This is a genomic window from Brachybacterium sp. AOP42-C2-15 (assembly GCF_052377065.1).
Lineage (GTDB): Bacteria > Actinomycetota > Actinomycetes > Actinomycetales > Dermabacteraceae > Brachybacterium.
In genome coordinates this window covers 1-25,708 of sequence record NZ_JBQSWK010000004.1, presented here as the reverse complement: position 1 = coordinate 25,708, position 25,708 = coordinate 1, and the positions used below count along the sequence as shown (strand labels likewise).

The 25,708-nt window shown below is 69.2% G+C and carries 24 protein-coding genes and 1 tRNA gene; 12 read left to right on the top strand and 13 right to left on the bottom strand.

Features of this window, described 5'->3' with window-relative positions:
• Positions 1–70 precede the first annotated feature (70 nt).
• Positions 71–2,035 carry an Ig-like domain-containing protein gene (locus tag ACT3SQ_RS03260; RefSeq protein ID WP_444600825.1) on the top strand — a complete coding sequence of 655 codons (1,965 nt, stop codon included), beginning with the start codon at positions 71–73 and terminating at the stop codon, positions 2,033–2,035.
• A 69-nt stretch (positions 2,036–2,104) separates the two neighbouring features.
• Here ACT3SQ_RS03260 and ACT3SQ_RS03255 read toward each other — a convergent pair whose 3' ends face one another.
• The 6 genes from ACT3SQ_RS03255 to ACT3SQ_RS03230 form a co-directional block, all read right to left on the bottom strand.
• A complete protein-coding gene (locus tag ACT3SQ_RS03255; RefSeq protein WP_441443694.1) occupies positions 2,105–2,710 on the bottom strand; it encodes a LytR C-terminal domain-containing protein in 606 nt (201 codons plus the stop codon).
• A gap of 1 nt (position 2,711) precedes the next feature.
• Complete coding sequence (locus ACT3SQ_RS03250; protein WP_441443695.1) at positions 2,712–4,121, bottom strand: beta-N-acetylhexosaminidase; 1,410 nt, start codon at positions 4,119–4,121, stop codon at positions 2,712–2,714.
• Between the two features lie 222 nt (positions 4,122–4,343).
• Positions 4,344–5,441 carry a C40 family peptidase gene (locus tag ACT3SQ_RS03245; protein ID WP_441443696.1) on the bottom strand — a complete coding sequence of 366 codons (1,098 nt, stop codon included), beginning with the start codon at positions 5,439–5,441 and terminating at the stop codon, positions 4,344–4,346.
• A gap of 523 nt (positions 5,442–5,964) precedes the next feature.
• Positions 5,965–6,038: transfer RNA gene (locus ACT3SQ_RS03240), tRNA-Pro, on the bottom strand.
• Between the two features lie 57 nt (positions 6,039–6,095).
• Complete coding sequence (locus ACT3SQ_RS03235) at positions 6,096–7,043, bottom strand: metallophosphoesterase (protein WP_441443697.1); 948 nt, start codon at positions 7,041–7,043, stop codon at positions 6,096–6,098.
• 1 nt (position 7,044) lies between these two features.
• Positions 7,045–9,444 (bottom strand): penicillin-binding protein, encoded by a 2,400-nt coding sequence (locus ACT3SQ_RS03230; protein WP_442331783.1) that lies wholly within the window; start codon positions 9,442–9,444, stop codon positions 7,045–7,047.
• A 260-nt stretch (positions 9,445–9,704) separates the two neighbouring features.
• Between ACT3SQ_RS03230 and ACT3SQ_RS03225 the strand changes: the two genes are divergently transcribed.
• From ACT3SQ_RS03225 to ACT3SQ_RS03210, 4 genes are all read left to right on the top strand, one after another.
• Positions 9,705–10,007: a WhiB family transcriptional regulator gene (locus ACT3SQ_RS03225; RefSeq protein WP_441443699.1), complete on the top strand. Its 303-nt coding sequence runs from the start codon at positions 9,705–9,707 to the stop codon at positions 10,005–10,007.
• A 144-nt stretch (positions 10,008–10,151) separates the two neighbouring features.
• Positions 10,152–10,322, top strand: a complete 171-nt coding sequence (locus ACT3SQ_RS03220) for a DUF4177 domain-containing protein (protein WP_262424549.1) — start codon at positions 10,152–10,154, stop codon at positions 10,320–10,322.
• 4 nt (positions 10,323–10,326) lie between these two features.
• On the top strand, positions 10,327–10,830 hold the full coding sequence (locus ACT3SQ_RS03215) for a RidA family protein (RefSeq protein ID WP_442331784.1): 504 nt from the start codon (positions 10,327–10,329) through the stop codon (positions 10,828–10,830).
• A gap of 10 nt (positions 10,831–10,840) precedes the next feature.
• Complete coding sequence (locus ACT3SQ_RS03210) at positions 10,841–11,662, top strand: MBL fold metallo-hydrolase (protein WP_441443701.1); 822 nt, start codon at positions 10,841–10,843, stop codon at positions 11,660–11,662.
• Between the two features lie 320 nt (positions 11,663–11,982).
• Here ACT3SQ_RS03210 and ACT3SQ_RS03205 read toward each other — a convergent pair whose 3' ends face one another.
• The gene (locus tag ACT3SQ_RS03205) at positions 11,983–12,660 is read right to left on the bottom strand and encodes a Crp/Fnr family transcriptional regulator (RefSeq protein ID WP_345076476.1); all 678 of its coding nucleotides are present in this window, start codon (positions 12,658–12,660) and stop codon (positions 11,983–11,985) included.
• A gap of 199 nt (positions 12,661–12,859) precedes the next feature.
• Here ACT3SQ_RS03205 and ACT3SQ_RS03200 point away from each other — a divergent pair, with 199 nt between their 5' ends.
• From ACT3SQ_RS03200 to ACT3SQ_RS03185, 4 genes are all read left to right on the top strand, one after another.
• Positions 12,860–13,519, top strand: a complete 660-nt coding sequence (locus ACT3SQ_RS03200; protein ID WP_441443702.1) for an endonuclease III domain-containing protein — start codon at positions 12,860–12,862, stop codon at positions 13,517–13,519.
• Positions 13,516–14,214 carry an NUDIX hydrolase gene (locus ACT3SQ_RS03195; RefSeq protein WP_441443703.1) on the top strand — a complete coding sequence of 233 codons (699 nt, stop codon included), beginning with the start codon at positions 13,516–13,518 and terminating at the stop codon, positions 14,212–14,214. Before ACT3SQ_RS03200 ends, ACT3SQ_RS03195 begins: the two co-directional genes overlap by 4 nt.
• A gap of 198 nt (positions 14,215–14,412) precedes the next feature.
• Positions 14,413–14,799 (top strand): cold-shock protein, encoded by a 387-nt coding sequence (locus ACT3SQ_RS03190; protein WP_441443704.1) that lies wholly within the window; start codon positions 14,413–14,415, stop codon positions 14,797–14,799.
• A 3-nt stretch (positions 14,800–14,802) separates the two neighbouring features.
• The gene (locus ACT3SQ_RS03185) at positions 14,803–15,732 is read left to right on the top strand and encodes a DUF3027 domain-containing protein (RefSeq protein ID WP_441443705.1); all 930 of its coding nucleotides are present in this window, start codon (positions 14,803–14,805) and stop codon (positions 15,730–15,732) included.
• A gap of 179 nt (positions 15,733–15,911) precedes the next feature.
• Here the strand turns inward: ACT3SQ_RS03185 and ACT3SQ_RS03180 are convergent, their stop codons facing one another.
• The 3 genes from ACT3SQ_RS03180 to ACT3SQ_RS03170 are packed head-to-tail and all read right to left on the bottom strand — an operon-like array spanning position 15,912 to position 18,879.
• Positions 15,912–17,078 (bottom strand): DNA polymerase III subunit delta', encoded by a 1,167-nt coding sequence (locus tag ACT3SQ_RS03180; protein WP_441443706.1) that lies wholly within the window; start codon positions 17,076–17,078, stop codon positions 15,912–15,914.
• Positions 17,075–17,806 (bottom strand): dTMP kinase, encoded by a 732-nt coding sequence (gene tmk, locus ACT3SQ_RS03175; protein ID WP_441443707.1) that lies wholly within the window; start codon positions 17,804–17,806, stop codon positions 17,075–17,077. Before tmk ends, ACT3SQ_RS03180 begins: the two co-directional genes overlap by 4 nt.
• Positions 17,803–18,879, bottom strand: a complete 1,077-nt coding sequence (locus ACT3SQ_RS03170; protein WP_441443708.1) for a Gfo/Idh/MocA family protein — start codon at positions 18,877–18,879, stop codon at positions 17,803–17,805. Before ACT3SQ_RS03170 ends, tmk begins: the two co-directional genes overlap by 4 nt.
• A 177-nt stretch (positions 18,880–19,056) precedes the next feature.
• Here ACT3SQ_RS03170 and ACT3SQ_RS03165 point away from each other — a divergent pair, with 177 nt between their 5' ends.
• The 3 genes from ACT3SQ_RS03165 to ACT3SQ_RS03155 all read left to right on the top strand — a co-directional run bounded on the left by ACT3SQ_RS03165 (position 19,057) and on the right by ACT3SQ_RS03155 (position 22,297).
• Complete coding sequence (locus ACT3SQ_RS03165; protein WP_441443709.1) at positions 19,057–20,385, top strand: ABC transporter substrate-binding protein; 1,329 nt, start codon at positions 19,057–19,059, stop codon at positions 20,383–20,385.
• Between the two features lie 71 nt (positions 20,386–20,456).
• The gene (locus ACT3SQ_RS03160; RefSeq protein WP_441443710.1) at positions 20,457–21,389 is read left to right on the top strand and encodes a carbohydrate ABC transporter permease; all 933 of its coding nucleotides are present in this window, start codon (positions 20,457–20,459) and stop codon (positions 21,387–21,389) included.
• Entirely contained in the window at positions 21,386–22,297 is a 912-nt protein-coding gene (locus tag ACT3SQ_RS03155; protein ID WP_299299298.1) for a carbohydrate ABC transporter permease, read from the top strand. Before ACT3SQ_RS03160 ends, ACT3SQ_RS03155 begins: the two co-directional genes overlap by 4 nt.
• Before the next feature lie 110 nt (positions 22,298–22,407).
• Here the strand turns inward: ACT3SQ_RS03155 and ACT3SQ_RS03150 are convergent, their stop codons facing one another.
• From ACT3SQ_RS03150 to ACT3SQ_RS03140, 3 genes are all read right to left on the bottom strand, one after another.
• On the bottom strand, positions 22,408–23,262 hold the full coding sequence (locus tag ACT3SQ_RS03150; RefSeq protein WP_441443711.1) for a carbohydrate ABC transporter permease: 855 nt from the start codon (positions 23,260–23,262) through the stop codon (positions 22,408–22,410).
• Positions 23,259–24,416 (bottom strand): carbohydrate ABC transporter permease, encoded by a 1,158-nt coding sequence (locus ACT3SQ_RS03145; RefSeq protein WP_330885706.1) that lies wholly within the window; start codon positions 24,414–24,416, stop codon positions 23,259–23,261. The genes ACT3SQ_RS03150 and ACT3SQ_RS03145 overlap by 4 nt, the downstream gene beginning before the upstream one ends.
• Positions 24,413–25,708 (bottom strand): ABC transporter substrate-binding protein (locus tag ACT3SQ_RS03140; RefSeq protein WP_444600824.1); only part of this gene is annotated, 1,296 nt, incomplete at its 5' end. The genes ACT3SQ_RS03145 and ACT3SQ_RS03140, both read right to left, overlap by 4 nt.

The window sequence follows — 25,708 nt, the reverse complement described above, 5'->3', positions numbered from 1 at the left end:
ACTCTACGGTCGCGAGCCCGAGACCGCGCGGGATCACCGGGTTCCCGGCAGGCGTTGCTACCCTGGCCCGATGCCTGAGCTGTGGTCGCGTCGCCCCTCGCGCGCGCATCCGGGGATCCTGGTCGCGCGCGTCTCCGCGCTGTGCGCCGCCGGGATGCTCGCGCTCTCGACGGCGCTGCCCGCCGCCGCCCTGGGCGAGGACGGTCCGTTCGCCTTCCCGGCCGAGACCCGCACGCTGGACATGGTCCCTGGCGCGGTCACCCGGATCCCGCTGATCGCGCTGATCGAGGACGATCTCGAACCCCAGGTCTCTCTCGGATCGGCGCGCCTGGCCGTGCCCCAGGACGCCGATGAGGGGCTGCGCGCCCAGATGGCGCTGGGGGAGGACTCCCGGAGCATCGTGATCGCGGGGGAGGGCACCTGGACCCTGCTCGGCGATGACCTGGTGTTCCAGCCCCAGATCGGGGTCGACGCGCCGAGCACCCCGATCGCGCTGACCATCGGCGGCTTCCACGACAGCCGCTCGCTCCCGGTGGTCCTCACCCCGGAGGCTCTCGAGCTCGAGGAGGTCGGGGCGCACGGCTCGGCGGGGGTGCCGATCCGGATCGACGTCGAGGGATCCGTCCCGGCCGACGGGTCCGTGCGGCTCGAGCTGGCCGGGCTCCCGGCCGGTTCCACGGTGCTGTCCGACGGCAGCCGGGCCACCGTTCCCGATCAGGGCGTCTGGCAGCTCTCGGCCGACGGCGACGCGCTGACGCACACTCCGTCCGGGGTCGGGCTCGGCCGTCAGCTCGATCCGATCCGCTTCGTCGTCGAGGACGGGGAGGGGGCAGCGGTACGGGCGGGACAGGTGATGCTCACCGTGCCGATCATCTCCGACCTCAGCTGGTCCGCGCCCTATGGCGAGGACATCCTGTTCGTGGTGGGCGAGGGACAGCAGTTCGTGGACCCGTCGACCCTGCGCCTGCAGCCGCTGGGAGACCCGGCATCCTATGAGACCTCTGCGGATGGCGCGCGGGTGCTGGTGCCGGGAGAGGGCACCTGGGTGCTGGACCGGGCCGCGGCCACGGTGCGCTTCTCGCCGGAGAGTGCGGAGGTGCGCAAGACCGCGCCGATGGGGATCACCGGCGGTGACGGCGAAGGCGCGACGGCCGCGACCGCACTGCTCAGCACCGCCTATCCGATCCTGCTGTCGCGAGCCCAGGCCGGCCTGCCGGGGGAGCCGATCAGCTTCGACCTCGGCAGCGGGATCCGGGACGTCCGCTCCGACTCCCTGCAGTTCGATCCGGGGCTGATTCCCGAGCAGGCCCGGGACTCGGCCGACGGCACCACGCTCACGATCCCCGGTCAGGGGATCTGGCAGATCGACGTGGCCTCCGGCATCGTGGTGATGACTCCCGAGGAAGGATTCGCCGGGGCGGCGATCCCGGTGGACGTCACCGCTCGAGGTGTCTACGCCGACAACCCGGTCGACGCCACCCTCGAGGCAGTCTTCTCCCCGGTCATCGCGACCCTGCGAGATGACGAGTCGCGCACCGCCCCGCAGTCTCCGGTCACCGTGGATGTGCTGGGCAACGACACCGCCGGCAGCAGCTCCCAGCCCCTGGTGCCGGAGTCGGTCCAGATCAGCTCGCTGGCGGCCACGAATCTCTCCCAGCTCGAGGAAAGTCGCGGCACGCGGCTGCTGATCCCCGGGGAGGGCGAGTACACCGTCGCGGGCAACGGCGCGGTGACCTTCGTTCCCGAGGAGGGGTTCACCGGCCGCACCACTGTGATCACCTACCACGTGGTCGACAGCGAGGGGATCCCGGTGCAGGCGAATCTGGTGATCGACGTGGATCCGGATCTCACTGCGGCAGCGGAGGCGGGGTCGGAGGTCAGCGGCATCAACAGCCTGCTGATCGGTCTGATGCCGTCCTCTCCGAGCACCGCGGCAGTGTTCGGCACCGTGGTGATGCTGCTGATCTTCGGCGGAGGGGTCAGCCTGTGGATCGGCATGCGCATGGAGGCCGACCGCCGCGCCTGGGAGGACTGAATTCCCGGGCCGACCGAGCGTCGGGACCGGGAGAGCAACCGCCTGGGCTGAGCCCGAGCGGCGATCCGCTCAGCAGCCTTCGGGCGTTTCCACCGGCTGCTCACGAGCTGCTGCGGCCGCCGACTCGTCCTCGAGACCGGTGAAGCCGTCACCGATCAGCAGAGCCACGGAGGTGCCTTCACGGGCCTCGTCCAGAAGCAGCTGGGATCCCTGGACCTGGATCCGGACCGACTGCGCGGCGAGGTACCCGGCGGGGCCGTGGACGATCGTGGCGGGACCGTTGGCCTTGCGGGTGTTGCCCGCGCTCTCGAGCGTGAAGCCGCGTGCGGCGAGGTCATCTGAGACCTCCCCGGCCAGTCCGCCGCGGGTGGTCCCGTTCAGCACCGTCACGGTGACCTCGCCAGGCGGCAGGGGGACCGCACCGGGCTCAGGGCAGACGAGGGCGACGGGATCCGGTCCGAAGGACTTCGGGGCGATCTGGCCCGGCTCGGCAGCAGGTTCCCGCAGCTCGCCGACGGCATAGACTCCGATCCCGATCAGCACCACTGCGAGGATCGAGAAGATCGTCAGCTGGGTCGCGCGCATCCTCCGGGTGCGGCGGAGGCGCTGGTCGCGGCGGCGGACGTCATCGGCGGAACGCCCGTAGGGGTGGGCATCGCGGTGGGAGGAGCTCATCTCAGTCCAAAGGGCGGTAGCGGATGCCGAAGGCGTCCAGGCGGGGGAGATGGGCACGCAGCCGCTCCTCGAACTCCTCCCAGCTCTGCTCCGGGGAGCCCCAGGCGCGCTCGGCGAGGGCGCACAGGCGGGGGAAGGCCATGTACTGGAAGCTCGCGGCATCGGGCAGGTATTCGGACCAGAGCTGGGCCTGGATGCCGAGCAGCAGCGCGCGCTTCTCCTCCGTGAGCCTGGCGGGCTCGAGCCGAGCGGTGTAGACGTTCTTGAGCGTGTTCGGGCGGCCCAGCGCCACCGGCTCGTCCTTCGGATCAGCCTGGTAGTAGTTCAGGTAGGTCTGATCGTGGGTGGAGATGATGGTCTGGAACCCACGGTCCACCGACGTCTTCACCCCGGCGGAATCGCGCCAGTTCATGATGATGGTGTCGTCGGGCAGGTGGGTCTCGAGCACCTCGTCCCAGGCGATCACCCGCTTGCCCTGCTCGCGCAGCACGTCCGAGGCGAACTGGGTGAAGTGGCCCTGGATCTCGGAGACCCGGGTCAGCCCCCATTCGTTGAGCCGGACGCGGGCGGCCGAGGAACGCTCCCACTCCACCCGCGGGCACTCGTCGCCGCCGATGTGCACATAGGGGGCGGGGAAGATCGCAGCGACCTGGCTCAGCACATCCCGCAGGAAGTCGAAGACGGTGTCGGAGACTCCCAGGACGTGATCGGAAATGCCCCACACCTCACGCACCCCGACCTGCTTCTCGGGGAAGTTCCCGAGCTCGGGGTACGCGGCGATCGCGGCCTGCATGTGTCCGGGCAGGTCCACCTCGGGAACGATCATGATGCCGCGCCGTCGCGCGTAGTCGACCAGTCCCTTCAGCTCGTCCTGAGTGTAGTGGCCGCCGTGGCGGGTCCCATCGAACGTCCAGGTCTCCTCCGGGCTCTGCATCGAGCCGACCAGGGTCTGCTCCCGCCAGCCACCGACCTCGGTGAGACGCGGGTAGCCCTTGATCTCGACGCGCCATCCCTGGTCATCGGTGAGATGGAGGTGCAGCACGTTCAGCCGGTGCAGGGCCATCGCATCGATGAAGGTCTCGATCTCCTCCACCGGGAGGAAATGACGGGCCACGTCGAGGTGGAGACCGCGCCAGGCGTACTTCGGATGATCCGAGATGGTCACGCAGGGAATCTCTCCGCCCGCGCCGGTCACGATCTGGGCGAAGGTGTTGCGGCCGTCGGCCAGCGCTGCCTCGCTGCCGGCGCTGAGCGCCGCGCCGGCCGGGGAGATCGACAGCGCATACTCCGTCGGTGCCAGGGAGTCGTTCAGACCGACGGACAGCCCCTCCCAGGGATCGTTCGTCGTCCACACGCCTTCCGACCACACGACGGACTGGGGCAGGGGGACGAGGGCGATGGGGTCGGACATGGACTCTCCTGGAACGACGACGGCGATCGTGGTCTGCACCAGTTTGCCACGGAGACCTGGCTCACGGCGCCACCCGGTGGATGCGCAGGGGTGGATGCGCAGGGGCCCGGTCGGCGATGCCGACCGGGCCCCTTCACGTCGCCCTGCTCCTTCCCGTGGACGCTTTCGCGTCGAGCAGGCCGTCGTGGCCTTATATCCGTCTGCTGCCTACTGAGCGGGTGCTCAGCGGTAGGTGACGAACACGTGCGGTGCGTTCCAGAGGGAGCGCTCGACGACCTGCTGGCGTGAGCCGGAGGCGTCGATGATCTTCCCGTTGCCCACATAGACGCCTATGTGGCCGTAGTTGTTGCCGGTGAAGGCGACGAGGTCGCCGGGCTTCGCCTCCGACTGGGAGATGATCCGGCCGCCGAAGGTGTAGCCCTTCGCCGTCTTGCGCGGCAGGTTCACCCCGGCCTGGTTGTAGGCGTGGTACACCAGCCCTGAGCAGTCGAAGCCGCTGGCCGGCGAGGAGCCGCCCCACTTGTACCGGGTCCCGATCTGGGCCCGAGCCGCGCTGATCACGGCCTGGCCGTTGATCGAGGTGCCGCTGCTGGAGCCGCGGTCCTCGTCACGGCTGCCCGCGTTGTCGGAGATGCGGACGTTGCTGCCCAGCGCGCTCCAGGTCTTGGGCCCGACCACGCCGTCCACGCCGATCCCGGCGGCGGACTGCAGCGAGCGCACTGCCGAGTAGGTGGCAGATCCGAAGACCCCGTCGGCCTTGACTGATGCGCCGGCGGAGCGGAGCTGGTTCTGCAGGGTGGTCACGGACGAGCCGCGATCACCGGAGCGGAGCTTGGGCTGCGAGCTGCCTGTGGACGGCTTCGCCGGCGCAGCAGCGGCACCCGTCAGGGAGCTCCAGGTCTTCGGCCCGACCACGCCGTCCACTCCGATCCCGGCGCCGGACTGCTGGCTCTTCACGGCCCGCAGGGTCGCGGATCCGAAGACGCCGTCGACCCCGATCGAGGCGCCGTGGGAGTTCAGCTGCTGCTGGAGGTAGCTCACGGCCGCGCCGCGAGCGCCGAGGCGCAGCTTGACGGAGGTGTACTGGGACTGGGACGCCGGGGCGACGCTCGGGGCGGTGGCGCGCACGGTCCCGAAGACGGGAGCGGCGGGTGCCTGGGCAGTGGCCGAGGCTCCACCGGCGAGTGCGGCGGTCGCGGAGACGGCGCCGATCACGGCGGCACCTCCGACACCCCGGCCCACCGGGGCGGCGAGGCCTCGGTAGTCGATCACGGCACGGCCGGCGGCCCGGTGCGTGCCTCGTGGAACTGTGCGGAACATCGTGGGGCAATCACTTTCTCCGTCGCCACGCAGAGATCCCGAGCGGCGGCGTGGACGGCGCGCGCGCGAGGCCTGCACCCGTCACCCAGGGAAGTGGAGGAAGCGACCGGGCCGGTGACGGGAAGGCGGCAGCCCGGTGAGCACCACCCGACCAGGGCGGTACCGTCCGCCACTGTATGTGCAGGTCATGCCGGGCCCACAGGGGAGTTTGCCTGCCAGCTTCAAGGCTTTTGCCAAGATTTTGCTAAAAACCATGAAATTGCCCCGTGTTCCCGCCGGGAATGAAGATTCCACTGTGGTAGTTACACGACTGTTATTCGGCGGGGTGCCTTCATGTCCCGCGCTTCCGGCGGCACTCGGGGTGCCGGATGGCTGGTCAGGGCCCGATCGGTATGTCTGTATTGTCCATTTCTCGACGAATATGTCGGGCGGAACAATCGTCGCGGGAATGCGCGGAACACCTCCGGATCTCGACGACGAGAAGGGCCGTGAGATCTCGCGATCTCACGGCCCTTCTCTCCGGTCGGGGTGACAGGATTTGAACCTGCGACCTCCTCGTCCCGAACGAGGCGCGCTACCAAGCTGCGCCACACCCCGGAGGTGCCGCACCGAAGTGGAGCACCGAGGAGAAACTTTAGCAGGCCTCGAGCGTGCTCACTTCCTCGGAGCGGGCTTCGGTGCGCGCAACGTGAGCAAGGTCGCCTCCGGAGGGGTCAGGAACCGGTAGTCCGAATAGGGGCTCGCGCCCATGCCGGCGCTCACATGCAACGGGACGCCCTGCCACGCGGACAGGCCGCGCGCCTGCTGACGCGGAAGATCGCAGTTGGTCACCAGGGCGCCGATCCCCGGCAGTCGCAGCTGCCCGCCGTGGGTGTGCCCGGCCAGGATCAGGTCGGCACCGTCGGCCACGAAGGAGTCCAGCACCCTCCGGTACGGGGCGTGCGCGACCCCCAGGCGCAGCACATTGCCGTGCTCGGGCAGAGCCGGGGGCACGGCGGCCGGAGCCGGCATCTCATCGCGCTCGAGATGCGGGTCATCGACACCCACCAGGCGGATCTCGAGCCCGCCGAGCTCGATGCTCGCGCGGCTGTTGGTGAGGTCCTTCCACCCGTGGGCGGAGAGCCTCTGCGCGAGCTCCGCGGTGGGCAGCGTGAGCTCCTTGGGGGCGGTCATGCCCTCGGGGCGCGGGTCCGGCAGCAGGTACCGCGCGGGGTTCTTCGGGCCGGGCTCGAACATGTCGTTGGAGCCCATCACGAAGGCGCCGGGACGCCGTAGCAGCGGCTCGAGCGCCTCGGCCAGCACCGGCACCGCTGCTGCGGAGGCGATGTTGTCCCCGGTGTCGATGACGAGGTGCGGCCGGAGCATCCCCAGGTGCTCGAGGAAATCCAGCTTGCGCTTCTGGTCAGGCAGCAGATGGATGTCGCTGATGTGCAGCACCCTGATGGTGCGGCTGCCGGGCGGCAGGATCCGCAGCTCCAGCTCGCGCAGCGTGTACCGGTGGATCTCGACGTGGCGGGCCCAGATGTGCGCCGCCGCTCCGGCCCCGAGGCCCAGGGCCCCCAGGGCTCCGATGGTCCAACCGGCAGCGGATTCCAGCCGCATCTCAGCCCTCACCGGAGGACTGGCGGATGACCACGGTCTCGTTCTCCGGCAGCTTGGTGCCGGGGGCGGGGTCGGTGCCGATCACGTACCACTTGCCGACGTCCGAGCTCGACTGGTTGCGCACCTCGACTTTGTAGCCGGCTGACTCCACCGTGGCCTGCGCCTGGCTGAGCACCATGCCCGAGACGTCGGGCACGACGCCCTTCTGGACGATGTCCGAGGTGGGCTTCGACGGGGGCTTCGGTGCGGCCGGGAACGGCTCGCTGGGCAGCCCCTGGTGAACGCGGTTCATGTACTCCTGCCAGGTGGGCAGGGAGACCGTGTTGCCCCAGACGCTGCCGCTGCGGAGCATCTGACCGTCGACATCGAAGCCGCCCGGACGGATGTTCGCCTGCGGATGCCCGAACCAGACCGCCGTGGACATCTGGCGGGTGAAGCCGACGTACCAGGTGTGGAACTGCTCGCCCGAGGTTCCCGTCTTGCCGCCGGCGGGATGGCCGTCGATGATCTTGCCCTTGCCGGTGGCCTTCGGATCCTCGAGGTCCTGCTGGAGGGTCCACGCCATCGCGTCGGCGACATCTTTCTCGACCGCCTGGTGGCACTCGGCGCCGGAGATCTCCATCGGATCGCCGTTGCGGTCCTTGACCTCGGTGATCGCCTGCGGCTTGCAGTAGGTGCCGCCCGAGGCGTAGGTCGCGTAGGCGCTCGCCATGTCCAGCGCCGAGATCCGCAGCTCGCCGAGGACCAGCACCGCCGGAGCGAGCTCGGTGCCGTACATGTCCTCGATCGGCATCTCCCAGGTGGCGGAATCGTACGGGTTGAAGGTCGCCGGGACGACCCCGATATTGCGGGCGGTGTTCGCGATGTTGCACAGGTCCAGCTGGCTGGCCATGTCCGTGTAGCCGGTGTTGATCGAGAACTTGGTCGAGTTCAGGACCGTCTCCATCGGGGCGATCTTCACCGAGACCGCGTTATCGGGGTTCCACCCCTTGCTCTCGCGCCAGGCCCCGCCGCCGAGGCACTTCGCGGGGGCGTACGTGATCGGTTTGCGGACCGTGCTGACCCTGTCGTAGATCGACCGGTCGTTCTCGAGCCACTCCTGGAGCACGAAGGGCTTGAAGGTCGAGCCGACGGGGAAGCCGCTGCCGCCGCCGAGCGCCTGGGGAACGTTGTAGTTGATCGCGGTCTCGCCCGGGCCCACCTCCTGGTGGGGGTTGAAGGAGCGGTTCTCCGCCATCGTGAGGATCTTCCCGGTGCCCGGCTCGACCGTCACGATCGAGTGGCCGAAGCCGTGCTGGGCATCGGCCGGAACCTTGCGCTGCAGGATCTCGCTGGCCGCAGCCTGGGTGCTCGGATCCAGGGTGGTGCGGATCGTGAGCCCGCCGCCGTAGAGCAGCTTGCGCCGCTCCTCATAGGTGGGGGCGAAGGATGGATCATTCAGCAGTGAACGGGTCACGTAATCGCAGAAGAAACCGCTGGTGCCCGCATCGGCGCAGCCCGCGCGCACGTTCTGGATCTTCAGCATCTCGCCGACCGGCTGGGCGGTGTACTGCTCGTACTCCGCATCGGTGATGTACCCCTCGCGGCGCATATCGCCCAGCACCTCGTTGCGACGCTTCTGGCCGGCTTCGGGGTGCGAGACGGGATCGTACTGGTTGGGGCCGTTGGTGATGCCGGCCAGCAGCGCGGCCTCACCCGGGTTGAGGTCTACTGCGCTCTTCGAGAAGTAATGCCGGGCGCCGGTCTCGACCCCGTACTGGGAGGGCCCGAACTGCGCCACGTTCAGGTAGGCGTTGAGGATCTGCTCCTTGGACCACTGTTTCTCGAGCGACAGTGCGAGCTTCGCCTCGCGCAGCTTGCGGCCGTAGGTCTGCTCCGTGGCGGTGCTGATGTCCTCCTGGTCGCCCCGCTGGACCGCGTCCATCAGCAGCGCGTTCTTCACGTACTGCTGGGTGAGGGTCGATCCGCCCTGGGTGGCCCCGCCGGCCGCGTTCGAGGCGAAGGCACGGAACATGCCCTTGGGATCCACGCCTCCGTGCTCGAAGAAGCGGCGGTCCTCGACCGCGACCACGGCATGCTGGATGTGCGGCGAGATCTCCTCGAGCGGCACCATGATGCGGTTCTCGGTGTAGAACGTGGCCAGCAGCGACCCGTCGGCCGCTTCGATGCGACTGGCCTCATTCAGCGGCTCGACCTCGAGCTCGGTCGGGTACGACTCGAACAGATCCACCCCGTCCTTGGCGACGGCCGAACCTGCAGAGACCATCGGCAGGAAGAAGGCGGCCAGCAGCACACCGGCGAGGGCTGAGACGGCGAGCATCCCCAGCAGCAGGTAGACGGTCTGCAGCAGTGCAACGGGGAGTGAGCGTCCGGACGCGGACGCAGGCGTGGTGCGGGGCATGGTCACACAGTACGGGGCGGTCCGGCGCGGGGGCCATGAGGCATGCCACGCATGCGGGATCTTCACCAACCCGATGCGTCCTCGAGACCTGCGCGACCCGGCGGAGCAGCTGCGGTGGGCCTGGCGGATCGCGAACGCCTTATCACAGTCTGGCTCGCAAGGCTCGGAACATCTCCGGTTTTGCCATGTGGCGACGGTCTCCATACAGTTGGGCACATGTACGAATCAACGTCGATTCGGGACCTGGGAAGGGGACGAGGATGACTATTGCGGCAACGCCGATCACCGAAGACTCAAGTTGGGCGACACGAGGTGCCTGCGTGAGCATGGATCCCGATGGGTTCTTCGTGCAGGGCGCCGAGCAGCATGCGGTCAAGCTCGCCTGCGGTGCGTGCCCGGTGCGCACCGAGTGCCTGGCCGACGCTCTGGACAATCGAGTCGACTTCGGGGTGTGGGGCGGCATGACGGAACGGGAGCGGCGACGCATGCTGCGCCGCCATCCCGATGTGCGCGACTGGTCGGAGGCGCTGCGCCGGGCCCAGCGCCAGGCCGTGGGCAGCTGACCAGGCCGTGGGCAGCTGACCAGGCCGTGGGCAGCTGAGAGGGGCAGACCAGCGCTATCGGCGCGGCCGGACTGCTCCGCCGTCGCCGACCCCTCGGGACGAGGGGGCATCTCACGGCCGCGCTGCCACCGGTAGGCTCGCGCCATGAGCACTTACACCCGCTGGGAGTACCTGACCGTCCCGCTGCTGATCCACGCGACCAAGCAGATCCTCGACAACTACGGCGAGGAGGGGTGGGAGCTGGTCCAGGTCGTGCCCGGCCCGAACCCGGAGAACCTGGTCGCGTACCTCAAGCGTCCGTTGGGCGAGGGCTGAGCCGATGACGGTCGCCTCGGGCCGCAGCGCTCGCATCCGTGCCCGGCTCGATGAGCTCGGGCTGTCTCTGCCGGCCGTTGCCGCGCCGGTCGCGGCCTATGTGCCAGCCGTCGCGAGCGGTCGCCACGTGCACACCTCCGGACAGCTGCCCTTCGTCGACGGGACGCTGCCGCTGACCGGCAAGGTCGGCGCAGAGGTCACCGCGGAGCAGGCCTCCGAGCTCGCCGCCACCTGCTGCCTCAACGCGCTGGCGGCCATCGAGGCGCTCGTGGGGGACCTGGATCGGGTGGTGCGCGTGGTCAAGCTGACCGGTTATGTCGCCTCGGACCCGTCCTTCACCGCCCAGCCCGCCGTGATCAACGGGGCGAGCACCCTGCTCGGCGAGATCTTCGGCGAGGCTGGCCAGCACGCTCGTGCCGCCGTCGGCGTCGCGGTGCTCCCGATGGATGCACCGGTCGAGCTCGACCTGCTGGTGGAGCTCGACGACGCCGAGCTCCCGAACGCCTGAGCGGCACGCCGTGAGTGAGCACGTCCCGCAGCGGGACCCGGCGGCCCCTGCCGTCGAGCTGATCACGGTCCGCGCCGACAACCCGGGGCCGATGACCCTCGCCGGCACCAACAGCTATCTGGTGCGCGACGGGGACGAGGTCTGGATCGTCGATCCCGGGCCGAAGGATCCCGAGCATCTCGCCGAGCTCCTGCTGAGCTGCGGCGACGGTGCGCGCCCCCGGGGGGTGCTGGTGACTCACCGGCATCAGGATCACACCGCCGGTGCCGCCACCCTGGCGAGACAGCTGGCCGCCCGCAGCGGGCACGAGGTGCCGTTGTGGGCCGCGGACCAGTCCGGGGTACCCGGCTCACGTCCGCTGCCCTCCACCCTCGAGAGCGACCAGGGGACCGTGGGGCACGTGATCCACCTGCCCGGGCACACCTCCGACTCCGTCGGGGTGCTGATCGACGGCGGTCGGCTGCTCAGCGGCGACACCCTGCTGGGCGGCTCCTCGACCGTGATCATCCCGGACGACGGAGGCTCGCTCACCGACTACCTCCAGTCGCTCGCGATCCTGCGCGCGATGACGGTGGACGGGCGGATCGGCTCGATCCATCCCGGCCACGGGCCCGCCTACGACTCGCCGCTCGACGTGCTCGAGGCGCTCGACGAGGCGATCGCCCACCGCCGCGAACGCATCGAGCAGGTGCGCCGGGCACGGACAGCGGGAGTGCTGACCATGGACCGGCTGCTGCGGGTGATCTACGGTGCAGAGCTTCCCGCGCAGCTGCAGAATGCAGCCCGCTGGAACCTCCGCGCCGCGCTCGACCACCTCGCCGAAGGGCATTGAGCCGGGGTGTTCGGCCGCGCCGCGGGGAGTCCGTGCTGCCCCCAAGCGAGGACTGCACGCCCCGACACGCGAGCTTGACCCGGCCTGACCCGACCCGACACGTGGGCCTGACCCGGCCTGACCCGACCTGACCCGGCACGTGGACCTGGCCTGACCCGACACGCGGGCCTGCAACGCCGAGACCACTGATCCCTTCCATATTCGGAAGGGATCAGTGGTCTCGATGCGCGTGTTTCGCCACGGCGGGCGCCGGCCGACCTAGCGCAGGCCCGAACGGGCGCGGGCCCGACCTAGCGCAGGCCCGACCAAGCGGGGACGACTCAGCGGGCGCGGCGGCGCAGACGCTCGACGTCTGAGATCAGGACCGCGCGGGCCTCGAGGCGGATCCAGCCGCGAGAGGCGAAGTCCGCGAGCGCCTTGTTGACCGTCTCACGGGAGGCGCCGACCAGCTGGGCGAGCTCCTCCTGGGTGAGGCCGTGGGCGACCATCACGCCGTCGTCCGTCTGGCGACCGAAGCGCTGGGCGAGGTCGAGGACGTTCTTGGCGACGCGGCCGGGGACGTCCGCGAAGACCAGGTCGGCGAGCGACTCGTTGGTCTTGCGCAGGCGGCGGGCCAGTGAGGCGAGCAGATGGCGGGCGACCTCCGGACGCTGGGCGAGGACCCGGTAGAGGTCCTGCTGCGAGAGCGAGAAGAGGGTCGACTCGGCGACCACGGTGGCGGTCGCGTTGCGCGGCGCCGGGTCGAAGAGGGACAGCTCGCCGAGCGTCTCGCCCGGGCCGAGCACCGCGAGCAGGTTCTCGCGGCCATCGCCCGAGGCGTGGCCCACCTTCACCTTGCCCGAACCGATGATGAACAGACGGTCGCCCGGATCCCCCTCACGGAAGATGATGGCGCTGCGGTGGTAGTCCTCCTGCTTCATCGACGCCAGCACGGCCTGCTTGCCGTCCTCGTCGAGCGCAGCGAACAACGGTGATGACCGTACGATGTTCTCGTCCACGGAACCTCCTGAGTGTGGGGCCCCGACTGCCGGGGCCGTGCTGTGAGACGCCTGTAACGGACGCCACGAAGACCGGTGGCGACTGTCACATGATGGTCAAACACTATCGTGCTCGCGGCGCAGAGGCCCGCCACCGGCCTGAGGAGGTGCTGTTCAGATGTCGAGGTCGGTTCTTCATGCGGACGACGGAGGCGACGCCGTGGCCGCTGCTGCCCGGGCTGACGGGGCGCTCGTCGCGGCCGCTCTGCAGGATCTCTACCCGGGGGCCCGCACTGAGCTCGACCACCGAGACGCACTGGAACTGCTGGTCGCGACGGTGCTTTCGGCACAGACCACCGACGTCCGCGTCAATCAGATCACCCCGGAGCTGTTCTCGCGCTGGCCCGATGCGACGGCACTCGCCGAAGCGGACGAGGCGGCGCTCACCGAGGTGGTGCGCCCGCTCGGAATGGGTGCGACACGGGCGCGTCGCCTGATCGGGCTGGGCCGGGGACTGGTCGAGCGGCATGACGGCGAGGTCCCTGACGACCAGACCGCGCTCGAGGAGCTGCCCGGTGTGGGCCGCAAGACCGCCCACGTGGTGCGCGGTGCGTGGTTCGGCCACTCGCTGCTGGCCGTCGACACGCATGTGGGTCGGCTCGCCCGGCGCCTGGGATGGTCCACGGCCGACAATCCGCGCAAGGTCGAGGAGGATCTGGTGGCTCACCTCGAGGCAGACGGCACCGGCGCCGAGGCCGAGGACCTGACCGTCCTCGGACTGCGCCTGATCCTCCACGGCCGCCGGGTCTGCATCGCACGGGCGCCCCGCTGCGGGGACTGCACCCTGCTCGAGCTCTGCCCCCAGGTGGGGGTCGCATGAGCGGCGCACCCCGTTCTGCTCTCCATCTCCCGGGAGATGCGCAGTTCCTCGCCCCTCTCGCGGCGCGCGCCGCGGCGGGCGAAGTGCTGGTCAGCCGCGACCCGGACCCGCGGGACCCGGACCCCCGCGGGCGAGCGGTGCGCCGCAGCGCCGTGCTGATACACATCGCCGGCACGGGGCTCGACGATGCCCGAGTGGTGCTCGAGGAGCGCGGGCATGCGCTGCGCTCGCAGCCCGGGCAGTTCTCACTGCCCGGCGGGGGCCGTGACCCCGGGGACCGTGACGACGTCCACACCGCACTGCGGGAGGCGCAGGAGGAGACCGGACTGGATCCGGCCGACGCGCACGTGCTCGGCGCCTTCGCCCCGATCCCGATGCCCTGGCGCATCCAGCGCGTCACCCCGGTGCTGAGCTGGTCGCGGTCGGTGCCGCAGCTGGGCGTGCAGGACCCGCTCGAGGTCGAACGGCTGGTCTGGGCGCCGCTGACCGGCCCGGGCTCTCTGACCGATCCGGCGCACCGGCTCCGCGGACTGCTGGGCGGCCAGCGGGTGGGGCCGGCCTTCGATCTCCCCGGCGATGCGTTCGTCTGGGGCTTCACCGCGATGATCCTGGAGAAGGTGCTCACCGGGCTCGGGCTGGACCCGGTCTCCGACACCGCCCCGACCCGCGAGATCCCGCCCGAACGGCGCCGCTGACCCCGACGGCGGTGGCTGTCGTCACCTCGCGAGAATCCGCTCGCCAACCGCGGGTCAGGGCACGATAGACTCGAGTGTTGCCGGACGGTCTCCGGCAGCACCTCGGGGTGCAGCAGGAGCGGCCGGCACGGACGCTCCGCGGGCCCCGGACACCAGTACCAGCAGACCGATGAGCAGCAGACAAGGAATGGGATCCACGTGCCACGCGGCAAGGTGAAGTTCTACGACGCCGAGAAGGGGTTCGGCTTCATCCTCGACGACGAGGATGGTCAGAGTGTCTACGTGCACGCCTCGAATCTGCCCGAAGGGGTCAGCGCCCTCCGGCCCGGCGCCCGGGTCGACTTCGACATGGTCGATGGCCGCCGTGGCCCGCAGGTGCTCTCGATGCAGCTGCTCGAGCCGGCCCCTTCCGTCAGCCGCGCACGGCGCCAGAAGCCCGAGGAGATGGCGGGGATGGTGGAGGACCTGATCCGCCTGCTCGACGACGCCTCCAACGGGCTGCGTCAGGGTCGTTACCCCGATCGCGGGCATTCCCAGAAGATCGCCACCGTCCTCCGTGCCGTTGCCGACAACTTCGAGGCCTGAGAAATGACGTCACCGACCACCGCCCCACGCCGCGCCCGCACCGCTCGGCCGAAGCTGGACGCGATCGCGTCCGCTGCCATCGAGCTCGCGCATGAGGCGCTGCTCGAGGTCACCGAGCCCGGCCAGGTCGGCGAGCACCTGCGGGCCGAGGCGAGCGGGGAACGGCTGGTCACCCACGTCTTCGAGTGCACCATGCCCGGCTACCGCGGCTGGTCCTGGGTGGTGGTGCTGACCCGCGCCTCCCGCGCCAAGGCCGCGACCGTCGCCGAGACCGCGCTGCTGCCCGGCGAGGATGCGATCCTCGCTCCGGACTGGGAGCCCTGGTCCGAGCGGCTGAAGCCCTCGGATGTCGGTGCGGATGATCTGCTTCCCTACCGTGATGACGATGAGCGGCTCGAACAGGGCTACGAGGCCACCGGGGACGAGGACGCCGATCGTGTCGCCCTGTGGGAGCTGGGCCTGGGTCGTACCCGGGTGCTCTCCTCAGGGGGTCGCAGCGAGGCCGCTGAGCGGTGGATCGAGGGCGACTTCGGGCCGCGGGAGACCTCCGGTCGTGGCCGTCGTGGGACCGTGGCGGCCAACTGCACCAGCTGCGGCTTCCTCTCCAAGCTCTCCGGTTCGCTGCGCGGCGAGTTCGGCGTCTGCACGAACGAGTGGTCCCCGGCGGACGGTCGCGTCGTGCACCTCAACTTCGGATGCGGTGCACATTCCGAGACCGGTCAGCAGGAAGAGGACCGGGAGATCCCCCGCAGCAGCGGTGTGATCGTCGACGAGCTCGACGTCGAATTCCAGCACGTCGCACCGGCCGGTCAGGACGCACCGGCCGACGCCGCGGCGCCGGTGGTTGCTGAAGTCGCCGAGGTCACTGAGGCTGCTGAGGTGGACTCCCCCGAAGCGCCCGCGACTCCCGACGCGGACTCGCCCGAGGACTGACCCGCACTCGCGGTCCGTCCTTGCAGTCATGTGCGCTTCTGTTCCACGTCCTGGAACGGAAGCGCACATGACTGCGTGGTGGCCGGGCCTGTGGGTGGTCTGAACCTGTGCGGTGGCCGGGCCTGATCGGCAGCACGGAGCTGGCGCCGGTGTGGGCGGCGTCTTAGAGCCTGTCGCCGTCAGTGCAGGGAGACGGCGACGCGGGCCAGGAGGGCCTCGATCGCGAGCAGCGGAGGCACGTTCCCGCTGATGCGCTCCCGTGCTTCCTGCACCGCCTCGAGCAGACCCAGCGTGATCCGCCCGGAGCCCCGCGCGGCAGCCTGCTCGATCTCGGAGGTCACGTCGATATTGACCAGCTCCGAGCCGGTGCCCAGCTGACGGCTCAGCACATCGCGGAGCACGGAGTGTGCATCCAGCAGGTAGCGGTCCAGCACATCGCGGACCAGACGGGTCTGCCGCCGCTTGGCATCTTCTTCGAGCTGACGCAACTGTGAGCGCAGGGACGGTGGCACCTTGCCATCCTCGATCCCGGCCGAGTGCAGGAAGCGCTCCTTCTCCTCCGCGGCGACCAGGTCCGCATGCTCCTTCGCCTCGGCGGTGGCGCGGTCCACCAGCGTCTGGGCAGCGAGCACCGCCTGACCGGCACCGCGCAGGGAGAGTAGGGTGCGCGCGGACTCCTCGCGGGCCGCCAGCGCGCCCTGCTGGGTGGCGTAGCGCAGCGCCAGCCCGATGTGCCCCTGGGCGGCGCGCGCAGCGCGCACCGCAAGGGCCTCGTCGACACCGTCACGGCGTCGCAGGAGCTCGGCGACCACAGCCGAGGACGGCACCGAGAGCGACACCAGGCGGCAGCGGGAACGGATGGTGGGCGCGAGGTCCTCGGCGGAGGGGGCGCACAGCATCCACACGGTCGACGGCGGCGGCTCCTCGATGGATTTGAGCAGCACGTTGAAGGTGCCGGCGGTCATCCGGTCGGCGTCCTCCACGATCAGCACCCGATGGCGACCGGTGGCGGGAGATCGCTGGGCGGTCATCACCAGCGCGCGCACCTCCTCCTTCGCGATCGAGAGCTTGTCGGTGGCGACCACAGTGACGTCCGGGTGGGTACCGGCGAGGGTGGTGCGGCAGGCGCGGCACTGCCCGCAGCCGCTGCCCTGCTCGCACTGCAGGGTGGCTGCGAAGGCGCGGGCGGCGGTCGAACGGCCCGAGCCAGGGGGCCCGGTCACCAGCCAGGCCTGCGCGAGGGAACCCTCGGGAGAGGCGGCACGACGGAACTGGGCGACGGCAGCTTCCTGCCCCACGACGTCGGCCCACACCCCACCGCGAGTGCCGAAACCGGTCGCGGTCACTGCTCGTCCCGGTGCCGGGTGGGCGGAGCCGGTTCGAAGGTGGGATCGAACAGGCCCAGCACCTCGGCGACGGCCGTGAGCACACGTGCATGGACCTCGTCGCGCGGGAGCGTCCCATCGATCACCGCGTAGCGTGTCGGATCCGCGGCGGCGAGGTCGAGGAACTCCTGGCGCACCGACTCGTGGAAGGCCAGGCCAGCCTCCTCGAGCCGGTCCAGGGTGGCCGGGTCACGACGCTCATCGAGGGTCTGGGTCGGCACATCCAGCAGGATCGTGCGGTGGGGGAGCAGACCCTCGACCGCCCAGAGCGACAGCGAGGTGATCTCGTCGGCATCCAGGTCACGCCCGGCACCCTGGTACGCGACCGAGGAGTCGAGATAGCGATCGCTGAGCACCAGCCCACCGCGCGCCAGATGCGGACGCACCACGGTGGAGATGTGGTGTGCACGGTCCGCGGCGTACAGCAGCGCCTCCGCACGGGGCTCCACATGCTCGCCGTGCAGCAGCAGCTCACGGATGCTCTCGCCGAGCGGAGTGCCGCCCGGCTCCCGGGTGGTGAGGATGAGGTCCTCAGCGACGGAGCGCTCGGTGACCAGGTGGTCCCGCAGCATCTGCATCTGGGTGGACTTCCCGGCGCCGTCACCTCCCTCGAAGGAGATGAACACTCCGCGCCGTGGCGGATGCGGTGAAGGGATGCGCAGGCCACGCACCGGTTCCAGGAGGCTCATGCGGTCACCTCGCCGGGATAGACCACTCCCAGCTCCGTTCGCATCGCGTCCATCGTGGACATCACGCTGAGGGTGTCCGCCCAGCTCATCAGCGGGGATTCGAGCTCGCCGGCGGTGATCCGACGGGCCGCCTCGGCGATCTCGTAGGCCATGCCGTCTCCGCGCGCACCGGGATGTTCGAATTGGGCCGAGCGCCCGTCATGGAGGGACACTGTCAGGGTGCCGGGAGCGAAGAACGGACCGGACAGCCGGGCCGTTCCCGCGGTGCCGCTGACGAAGGCCTCGGTGGGGGTGCGGGCCAGCAACGTCGCGGACAGGCGCGCGCGGCCGCTCTGCTGGCCCTGGGCGAGGACCGCGATGTAGGCGTCGACTGCGGTGTCGGTGAGGTGGCCGCGCACGGCGAGGTCGGAGAGATCACCGAGCACCATCTGCGCGAAGGAGACCGGGTAGACACCGAGATCGAGCAGAGCACCGCCGCCGAGCTCGGGAGCGAACATGCGATGCGTGGGATCCGCGGGGAAGGTCTGTCCGTGGTCCGCGGTGACCTCGATGATCTCGCCGAGCAGACCGGAAGCGATCACCTGACGGAGCACGTCGTACTGCGGCAGGAAGCGAGCCCACATCGCCTCCATCGCGAACACTCCGCGCTCACGGGCGAGGTCCAGCAGATCGCGGGCCTCGCCCACGTTGAGGGTGAAGGCCTTCTCCACGAGCACGGGGATGCCCGCCTCGAGCACCGGCCGGGTCAGGGCATGGTGCTGGGCATGGGGGGAGGCGACGTAGACGGCATCCAGCCCGCCCGCGGCGAGCATCTCCTCGACGGAGTCGAAGGCTCGCTCGATGCCGTGCTTCTGCGCGAACTCCTCGGCGCGCTGCGAAGAGCGGGAGACGACGGAGACCACCCGGGAGGCGGTGGCACGGTACGCGGTGGCCGTGAACTGGTCAGCGATATGGCCCGGAGAGATCACGCCCCAGCGCAGACCCGGCGCGGCGGCCGGGTCGAGGACGGTGGTGGGCGGCAGCGTCAGCGAGGGTGCTGCCGCAGGCGCTTCGGATGCGTCGGTCTCGGTCATGGGTCCAATCTATCGGTCGGGCTGGCACCCGGTCCGCTCTCGGCGAATCCACAGGTGATGGGGTCTGTGGAGGGAGCGCAGTCGGTGCTCGATCGGTACCTGAACCCCTCCCGGATGCTCCTACACTGGTGACATCGAGCACACGTGGTGCTCGCGTCAGAACAAAGGAGTTTCGGCATGCTCAACAGCACTTCTCGTCCTCTCGCCTCGCGGCGCACGGTCCTCGCCGCCGGCGGCGTGACGACGGCGGCCGCGGCGCTGGCCGCGTGTTCCGGTGGGTCCTCCGATGGTGGTGGCGGCGGTGGCGATGCGCCCGCCGCGGACTTCGAGGAGCGGGGCCCGATCACCCTGGCCAAGGGCAAGGACACCACGGGCAAGCTCGCCGAGTTCCTGGAGACCTGGAACTCGGAGCACCCGGATGAGGAGGTGACGCTCATCGAGCTGCCCGAGTCCTCCGACGAGCAGCGCCGTCAGATGATCAACAACGCGCAGGCGAAATCCGATGCGTACACCGTGCTCGGGCTGGACGTGGTCTGGACCGCCGAGTTCGCGGCGAACCAGTGGGTTGTCGAGCTGCCGCAGGACAAGTTCCCGCTCGATGACCTGATCCCCGCCACGGTGACGACCGCCACCTACTTCGACAAGCTCTACGGGGTCCCCTTCATCACGAACGCGGAGCTGCTGTTCTCCCGCACCGACCTGCTCGAGCAGGCAGGGCTCGACGGCCCTCCCGAGACCTTCGAAGAGATGTACGCCGCGATCGAGACGCTCCAGAAGGAGGATCCGGAACTGCTCGGCTTCGGCTCCCAGTACTCCAAGTACGAGGGGCTGACCGTCCAGGCGGCCGGACTCGTGGCGTCGGCGGGTGGCGAGCTCTTCGACGCCGAGGGCAAGCCCCACGCCGATTCGGCGGAGGCGCTCACCGGGATCCAGACCGTCCGTGACGGTTTCGATAAGGGCTTCATCCCCCAGGAGGCGCTGACCTACAAGGAGGAGGAGTCCCGCGCGGCCTACCAGGACGGCCGCCTCGCCTTCTTGCAGAACTGGCCGTACGTCTGGGCGCTGGGCCAGGCAGAGGACGGCTCCTCGTCGGTCAACGGGAAGATGGTCGCCAGCCTGGTGCCCGGGTTCGACGGGCCCGGCAGCTCGACGCTCGGCGGGCTGAACCTCGGGGTGAGCGCCTTCGCGAAGAACAAGGGCACCGCCGTCGACTTCATCTCCTTCATGGTCGATGCCGTCCAGCAGAAGGAATGGGGTCTCGCGACCGCGCAGGCTCCGGCGAACGTCGGCGTCTACGAGGATGCGGACATGCTCGAGGCGTTCCCGTTCCTGCCGCAGCTGAAGGAGGCGATCGACAACGGGGCCAGCCGTCCCGCCGTCGTCCAGTACGGCGAGGTGACCCAGGCGATCCAGGAGGCGGCCTACGCCTGCTTCTCCGGTGAGACGGATGCCGAGCCAGCGATGAAGGATCTGCAGACCAAGCTGACCGAGCTCACGGCGCAATGACTTCCACCGCCGCTCGCTCCGCGACGATCGGCGGCAGGCGTGGGAAGAGAATCGGCGGCGACCACGGCAGGATGGCGTACCTCCTCCTGCTCCCCACGCTGGTCCTGCTCGCGCTCGTCGTCGGCTTCCCGCTGGTGCTGTCTGCCTGGCAGTCCCTGATGCAGTCGGGCCAGGGGATCGACCCGGCCACCGGACTGATCATCAAGGGCGACACGTTCGTCGGACTGGACAACTACATCGACGCGGTCACCGGCACGGGCGCCGGGGCAGGGTTCTGGAACGCGTTCTGGAACACCACCCTGTTCACCGTCGTCGGTGTGAGCATCGAGACCGTGCTCGGCGTCGCGATGGCGCTGATCATGGCCAAGGCGATGCGCGCGACCGGGCTGGTGCGCGCCTCGATCCTGATCCCGTGGGCGATCCCCACGGTGGTCTCGGCCCTGATGTGGCAGCTGATCTTCGATGCGAACGGCATCGCGAACCGGCTGCTCGACTACCAGGTGCTGTGGACCACCGAGGGCTGGCAGGCCAAGGCCGCGGTGCTCATCGCCGACATCTGGAAGACGGCCCCGTACATCGGTCTGCTCACCCTTGCCGGGCTGCAGACCATCGACAAGCAGGTCTACGAGGCGGCGACCGTCGACGGCGCGAATCGCTGGCAGACCTTCTGGAGGATCACCCTCCCGCTGGTGCGCCCGGTGCTCGTGGTGGCGGTGCTGTTCCGGCTCCTCGACGCGATGCGCATGTTCGACCTGCCGTACGTGCTGCTGGGGACCCTGGACTCTGGCCAGACCCTCTCCATGCTCGCCACCGACGCCGCCGCCAAGACGAACTTCGGTGCCGCCTCCGCGTACTCGATGGTGCTGTTCGCCTACATCTGCCTGGTGGCGTTCCTGTTCATCAAACTGCTCGGGGCCGACGTCATCGGTGATCAGAACCGTCCGCCGAAGAAGAGGCGAGTCCCGCGCCGCCTGCGCACGACCTCCGAAGGGAGCATGCCATGAGCACCGCCACCACCACCGAGGTCGTCTCCCGCACGGGCGAGGTGCTGAAGCCCAAGAAACACAAGGGCCGGATCCTCGGCTCCGTCGTCATCGCGCTGGGCATCGCGTTCATCCTGGTGTACTGCCTCGCGCCGTTCTACTGGATGATCGTCTCCGCGCTGCGCCGGCCCAGCGAGGGCCGCTCGACGGAGCTGATCCCGAGCCCGATCAGCGTCGAGAACTTCATCGCGGTCTTCGACCCGTCGAACCACTTCGCCCGCGCTCTGCTGAACTCGCTGATCGTCGCCGGCAGCACCACACTGCTGGTCCTCGTGCTGGGCGTGTTCGGCGCCTACGCGCTGGCCCGGCTCGATTTCCGCGGCAAGGTGCTGGTCATGTTCCTCATCGTGGCGACCTCGATGTTCCCGGTCGTCACGCTCGTGGTCCCGCTGTTGAAGCTGTTCAGCGGCGGTTTCGTGTGGTTCCCTTTCAACTGGATCAACACCTACCAGGCGATGATCCTGCCGACGATCTCGTTCGCGCTGCCACTGGCGGTGTGGAACCTCAACGCGTTCTTCCGGCAGCTGCCGGTCGAGCTCGAGCAGGCGGCGATGATCGATGGGACCACCCGCTTCGGGGCGTTCCGCAGGGTCATCCTGCCGCTGGCCGCGCCCGGGGTGTTCACCACGGCGATCATCACCTTCATCGCGGCGTGGAACGAGTTCCTCATCGCGCTGACGATGGTGAACGCGCCGCTGATGCAGACCGCGAACGTCGCGATCTCGAAGTTCACCGGCATCTCGCAATTCGACACCCCGTACGGCACGAAGATGGCCGCCGGCGTGATCGTGACGGTGCCGCTGATCATCATGGTGCTGATCTTCCAGCGCCGCATCATCGGCGGTCTCGCCGCCGGATCGGTCAAGTGACCGGGAGGCGCAGAGAGGCACGGGGATCCGTGGTGATCCGCTGAGCAGCGGACGACGACAGACGGGGCGGGGCGACATCGGTCGCCCCGCCCCGTCCGTGGTTCTGCGGGCTACCCCTTCACGGAGCCTGCTGTCATGCCGCGCACCAGGAAGCGCTGGAGGCCGAAGAAGACCAGCATCGGGATCACCATCGAGACGAAGGCGCCGGCGGTCAGGAGCTCGGCGCCCTGACCCTGGGTGCCCAGCATCTGCTGCAGGTTCACGATGATGGTCTTGTTCTCGCCGCCGCCCAGGAACAGCTTGGCGATGAGCAGGTCGTTCCACACCCACAGGAACTGCAGGGTGGCGAAGGCGGCGATCGCGGGGGAGGACATCGGAGCGACCAGGCGCCAGAACGTCTGGAAGTGCGAGGCTCCGTCGATCTTCGCGCTCTCCACGACCGAGCCCGGCAGGGTGGCCATGTAGTTGCGCAGGATGTACACCGCCAGCGGCATGCCGAAGCCGGTGTGCAGCATCCACACCGCCACGAACTGTCCGTTGATCCCGAGCCCTCGCGGGCCGAGCATGTCCAGCATCGGCTGGAAGGCGACCTGGATCGGGACCACCATCAGCGCGACGATGACGATGAACAGCACGTCCTTGCCGGGGAACTGGATGAACGTGAACGCATACGCGGCGAAGGCCGCGAACATGATCGGCAGCACCGTCGCCGGCACCGCCACCACGACCGAGTTGACCAGCGAGCTGGTCGTCGAGGAGTTCGAGAGCACGGCCGTGTAGTTGTCCAGCGTCCACCCGCCCTCCCACAGCGAGGTCCACCAGCCGGTGGAGGCCGCGGCCTCGCGCGTGCGCAGGCTCGTCACCAGCAGACCGATCGTGGGGATCGTCCACAGCAGCGCCAGCAGCGGCATCGCGATCATGGCCAGGGGGGAGCGCTTGCGTCCGTCCTTCATGGTGCCGTTCATCGGTTCGCCTCCTGCTGCCTGAAGCTCTTGACCTGGTAGATCAGGATCGGGATCACCAGGATCAGGAGCACGACCACGATGGCCGAGGCCTGCCCGGCCTGCTGATCGGTGAACAGCTTGCGGAAGAAGAGGTTCGCGATCACGTCGGAGTCGTACAGACCGTTGGTGGTGACGTAGATCAGATCGAACACCTTCAGCACCAGGATCAGCACCGTGATCAGCACGGCGAGGAGGGTGGGCCGCACCTGCGGGAAGATGATCTGCCAGAAGATGCGCATCTCACCGGCGCCGTCCATCCGCCCCGCCTCGACGGTGTCCTCGGGGACGCCCTTGATCGCGGAGCTGATCAGCACCATCGCGAAGCCCGTCTGCATCCAGATCAGGATCACCATCAGCGCGATCGAGTTCAGCCGACCTGTCTCGATCTGGTACCACGGCTGCGGATCCCCGCCGAGGGTGGTGACGATGGCGTTCAGGAGCCCGGTCTGGGCGTCGCCGGGGGAGTTGTAGGCGTAGACCAGGATCCAGATCGTCGCCGCTCCCACGAAGCTGATCGCCATCGGCAGGAAGATCATCGACTTCGCGGCGTTCTCCCCGGCCGGGGAGAGCTTGTCCGCGAGCACCGCGACGGCCAGGCCGAAGGCGACCGTGACCACCGGGACGATGAGGATCCACAGGAAGTTGTTCAGCAGCGTGGACCAGAAGTGCCCGCTGGAGAAGATCGCCTCGTAGTTGGCCAGCCCCACCCACGCCGTCGAGTCGTCGTTGGCGAAGGAGTACACGATCGTCTGCACGGTCGGGTACAGCAGGAACAGGGCGATCAGGCTGAACCCCGGGAGCAGGAACGCGTAGGGGATGAGCCCGGCCGCGAACCGGGTGGGGAAGCCCTCGATGCAGATGTTCAGGAAGTAGAAGAACACCACCGAACCGCCGATGCCGACGATCAGCCCCAGCAGCCCGATGAGGATCCCGGAGTTCGCGAACCAGTCCGGGTAGTAGGCGAAGGCGAGGAAGGCGTTGCAGACGACCCAGGCGGTCACCGCCATCCCGATGATGCCCACGAGCACGCGCACCGGGCGTGCGCCGCCGCGTCCCCGGTCCTCGGCCTCCGTCGGTCCCTCCGACCCCGTGCGGGTCGCGGTCGCGGTGGTCATTCCGGCCACCCGTTCTCGATCTCGTCGCAGACCTCCTGGGAGGTCTTCGCGCCCTGCAGCCACTCGACCATGCCCTTCCAGAAGGAGCCCGAGCCGACGGCCGTCGGCATCAGGTCCGAGGCGTCGTAGCGGAAGACCGCCGCTCCGGAGGCGATCTCGGCGACCTGCCGGGTGATCTCGTCGGAGTACTGCGAGAGGTCGAAGGTGCGGTGAGGGCTCAGCCAGCCGCCGGCCTGTGCCCACTCGGCCCCGAAGGCGTCCGAGGCCATGAACTCCATGACCTTCACGGTGTCGTCGTTAAGGGTGAACAGGGCGGCCAGATCGCCGCCGCCCAGGATCGGCTGGCCGTCGAAGCCGTCCTCCCAGGTGGGCATCGCGTAGACGCCGACCTCCTCGTCCATGTTCGCCATGACGTCCTCGGGGAAGAAGCCGGTGACGAAGTTGCCCTGGCGCACGAGCATCGCCTTCGGCGGATCCTCGAACAGGGGCAGCGGCGCCTCGGAGAAGGGGGTGTTGATGATGGCGTCGGTGCCGCCGAGCACATTGCCCTCGGTCTTCAGCAGATCGCCGACCAGATCGAAGACCTGCACGACCTCCTCGGAGTTGAAGGGGAGGCGGTGCTTGACCCAGTCGTCGTAGACCACCGGGCCGTGGACGCGGAGCATGAACTCCTCGATCCAGTCCGTGCCCACCCAGCCCGTCGCCTGGTCGGCGCCCCAGCCGTCGGACCACGGCGCGATGCCGTCGGCCTTGATCTGCTCGGTGATCTCGTAGAGCTCCTGCATGGTGGCGGGCTTGTCGCCGTAGCCGCCCTCCTCGTAGGCCTTCTTCGGGAACCACAGCAGCGACTTGCACGCCATGCGCATCGGGGCGCCGTAGACGCGGCCCTGCAGCCGGGCAGAGTCGAGGAAGCCCGGGATCAGGGTCGAGTTCAGCTGGTCGTAGTCCAGGAACACGTCGATCGGGGTGATCATCCCCTTCGCGGCCAGATCGAACATGCCGCCGGGCTGGGGGAACAGGGCGATATCGGGGGCGTCGCCCGCTCCCGCGCGCTGCTGGATGGTGTTGGTGAAGTCGGTGTCCGGGGTGTAGGCGATGGTGATGCCGGAGTCGGACTGGAACTTCTCGAGCGAGGCGAGGAACGCCTCCTCCTCCTGGCCGCCGAAGGCGCCGAGGATGCTCACCGTGCCCGAGCCGGGGGTGTCTCCCGGGGTGTACCGCTCGACCGGACCGCTGCCACCGCCACCGGCAGGGTCGGGATTCTGGAGGCATCCGGTCATCCCGAGGGCGGC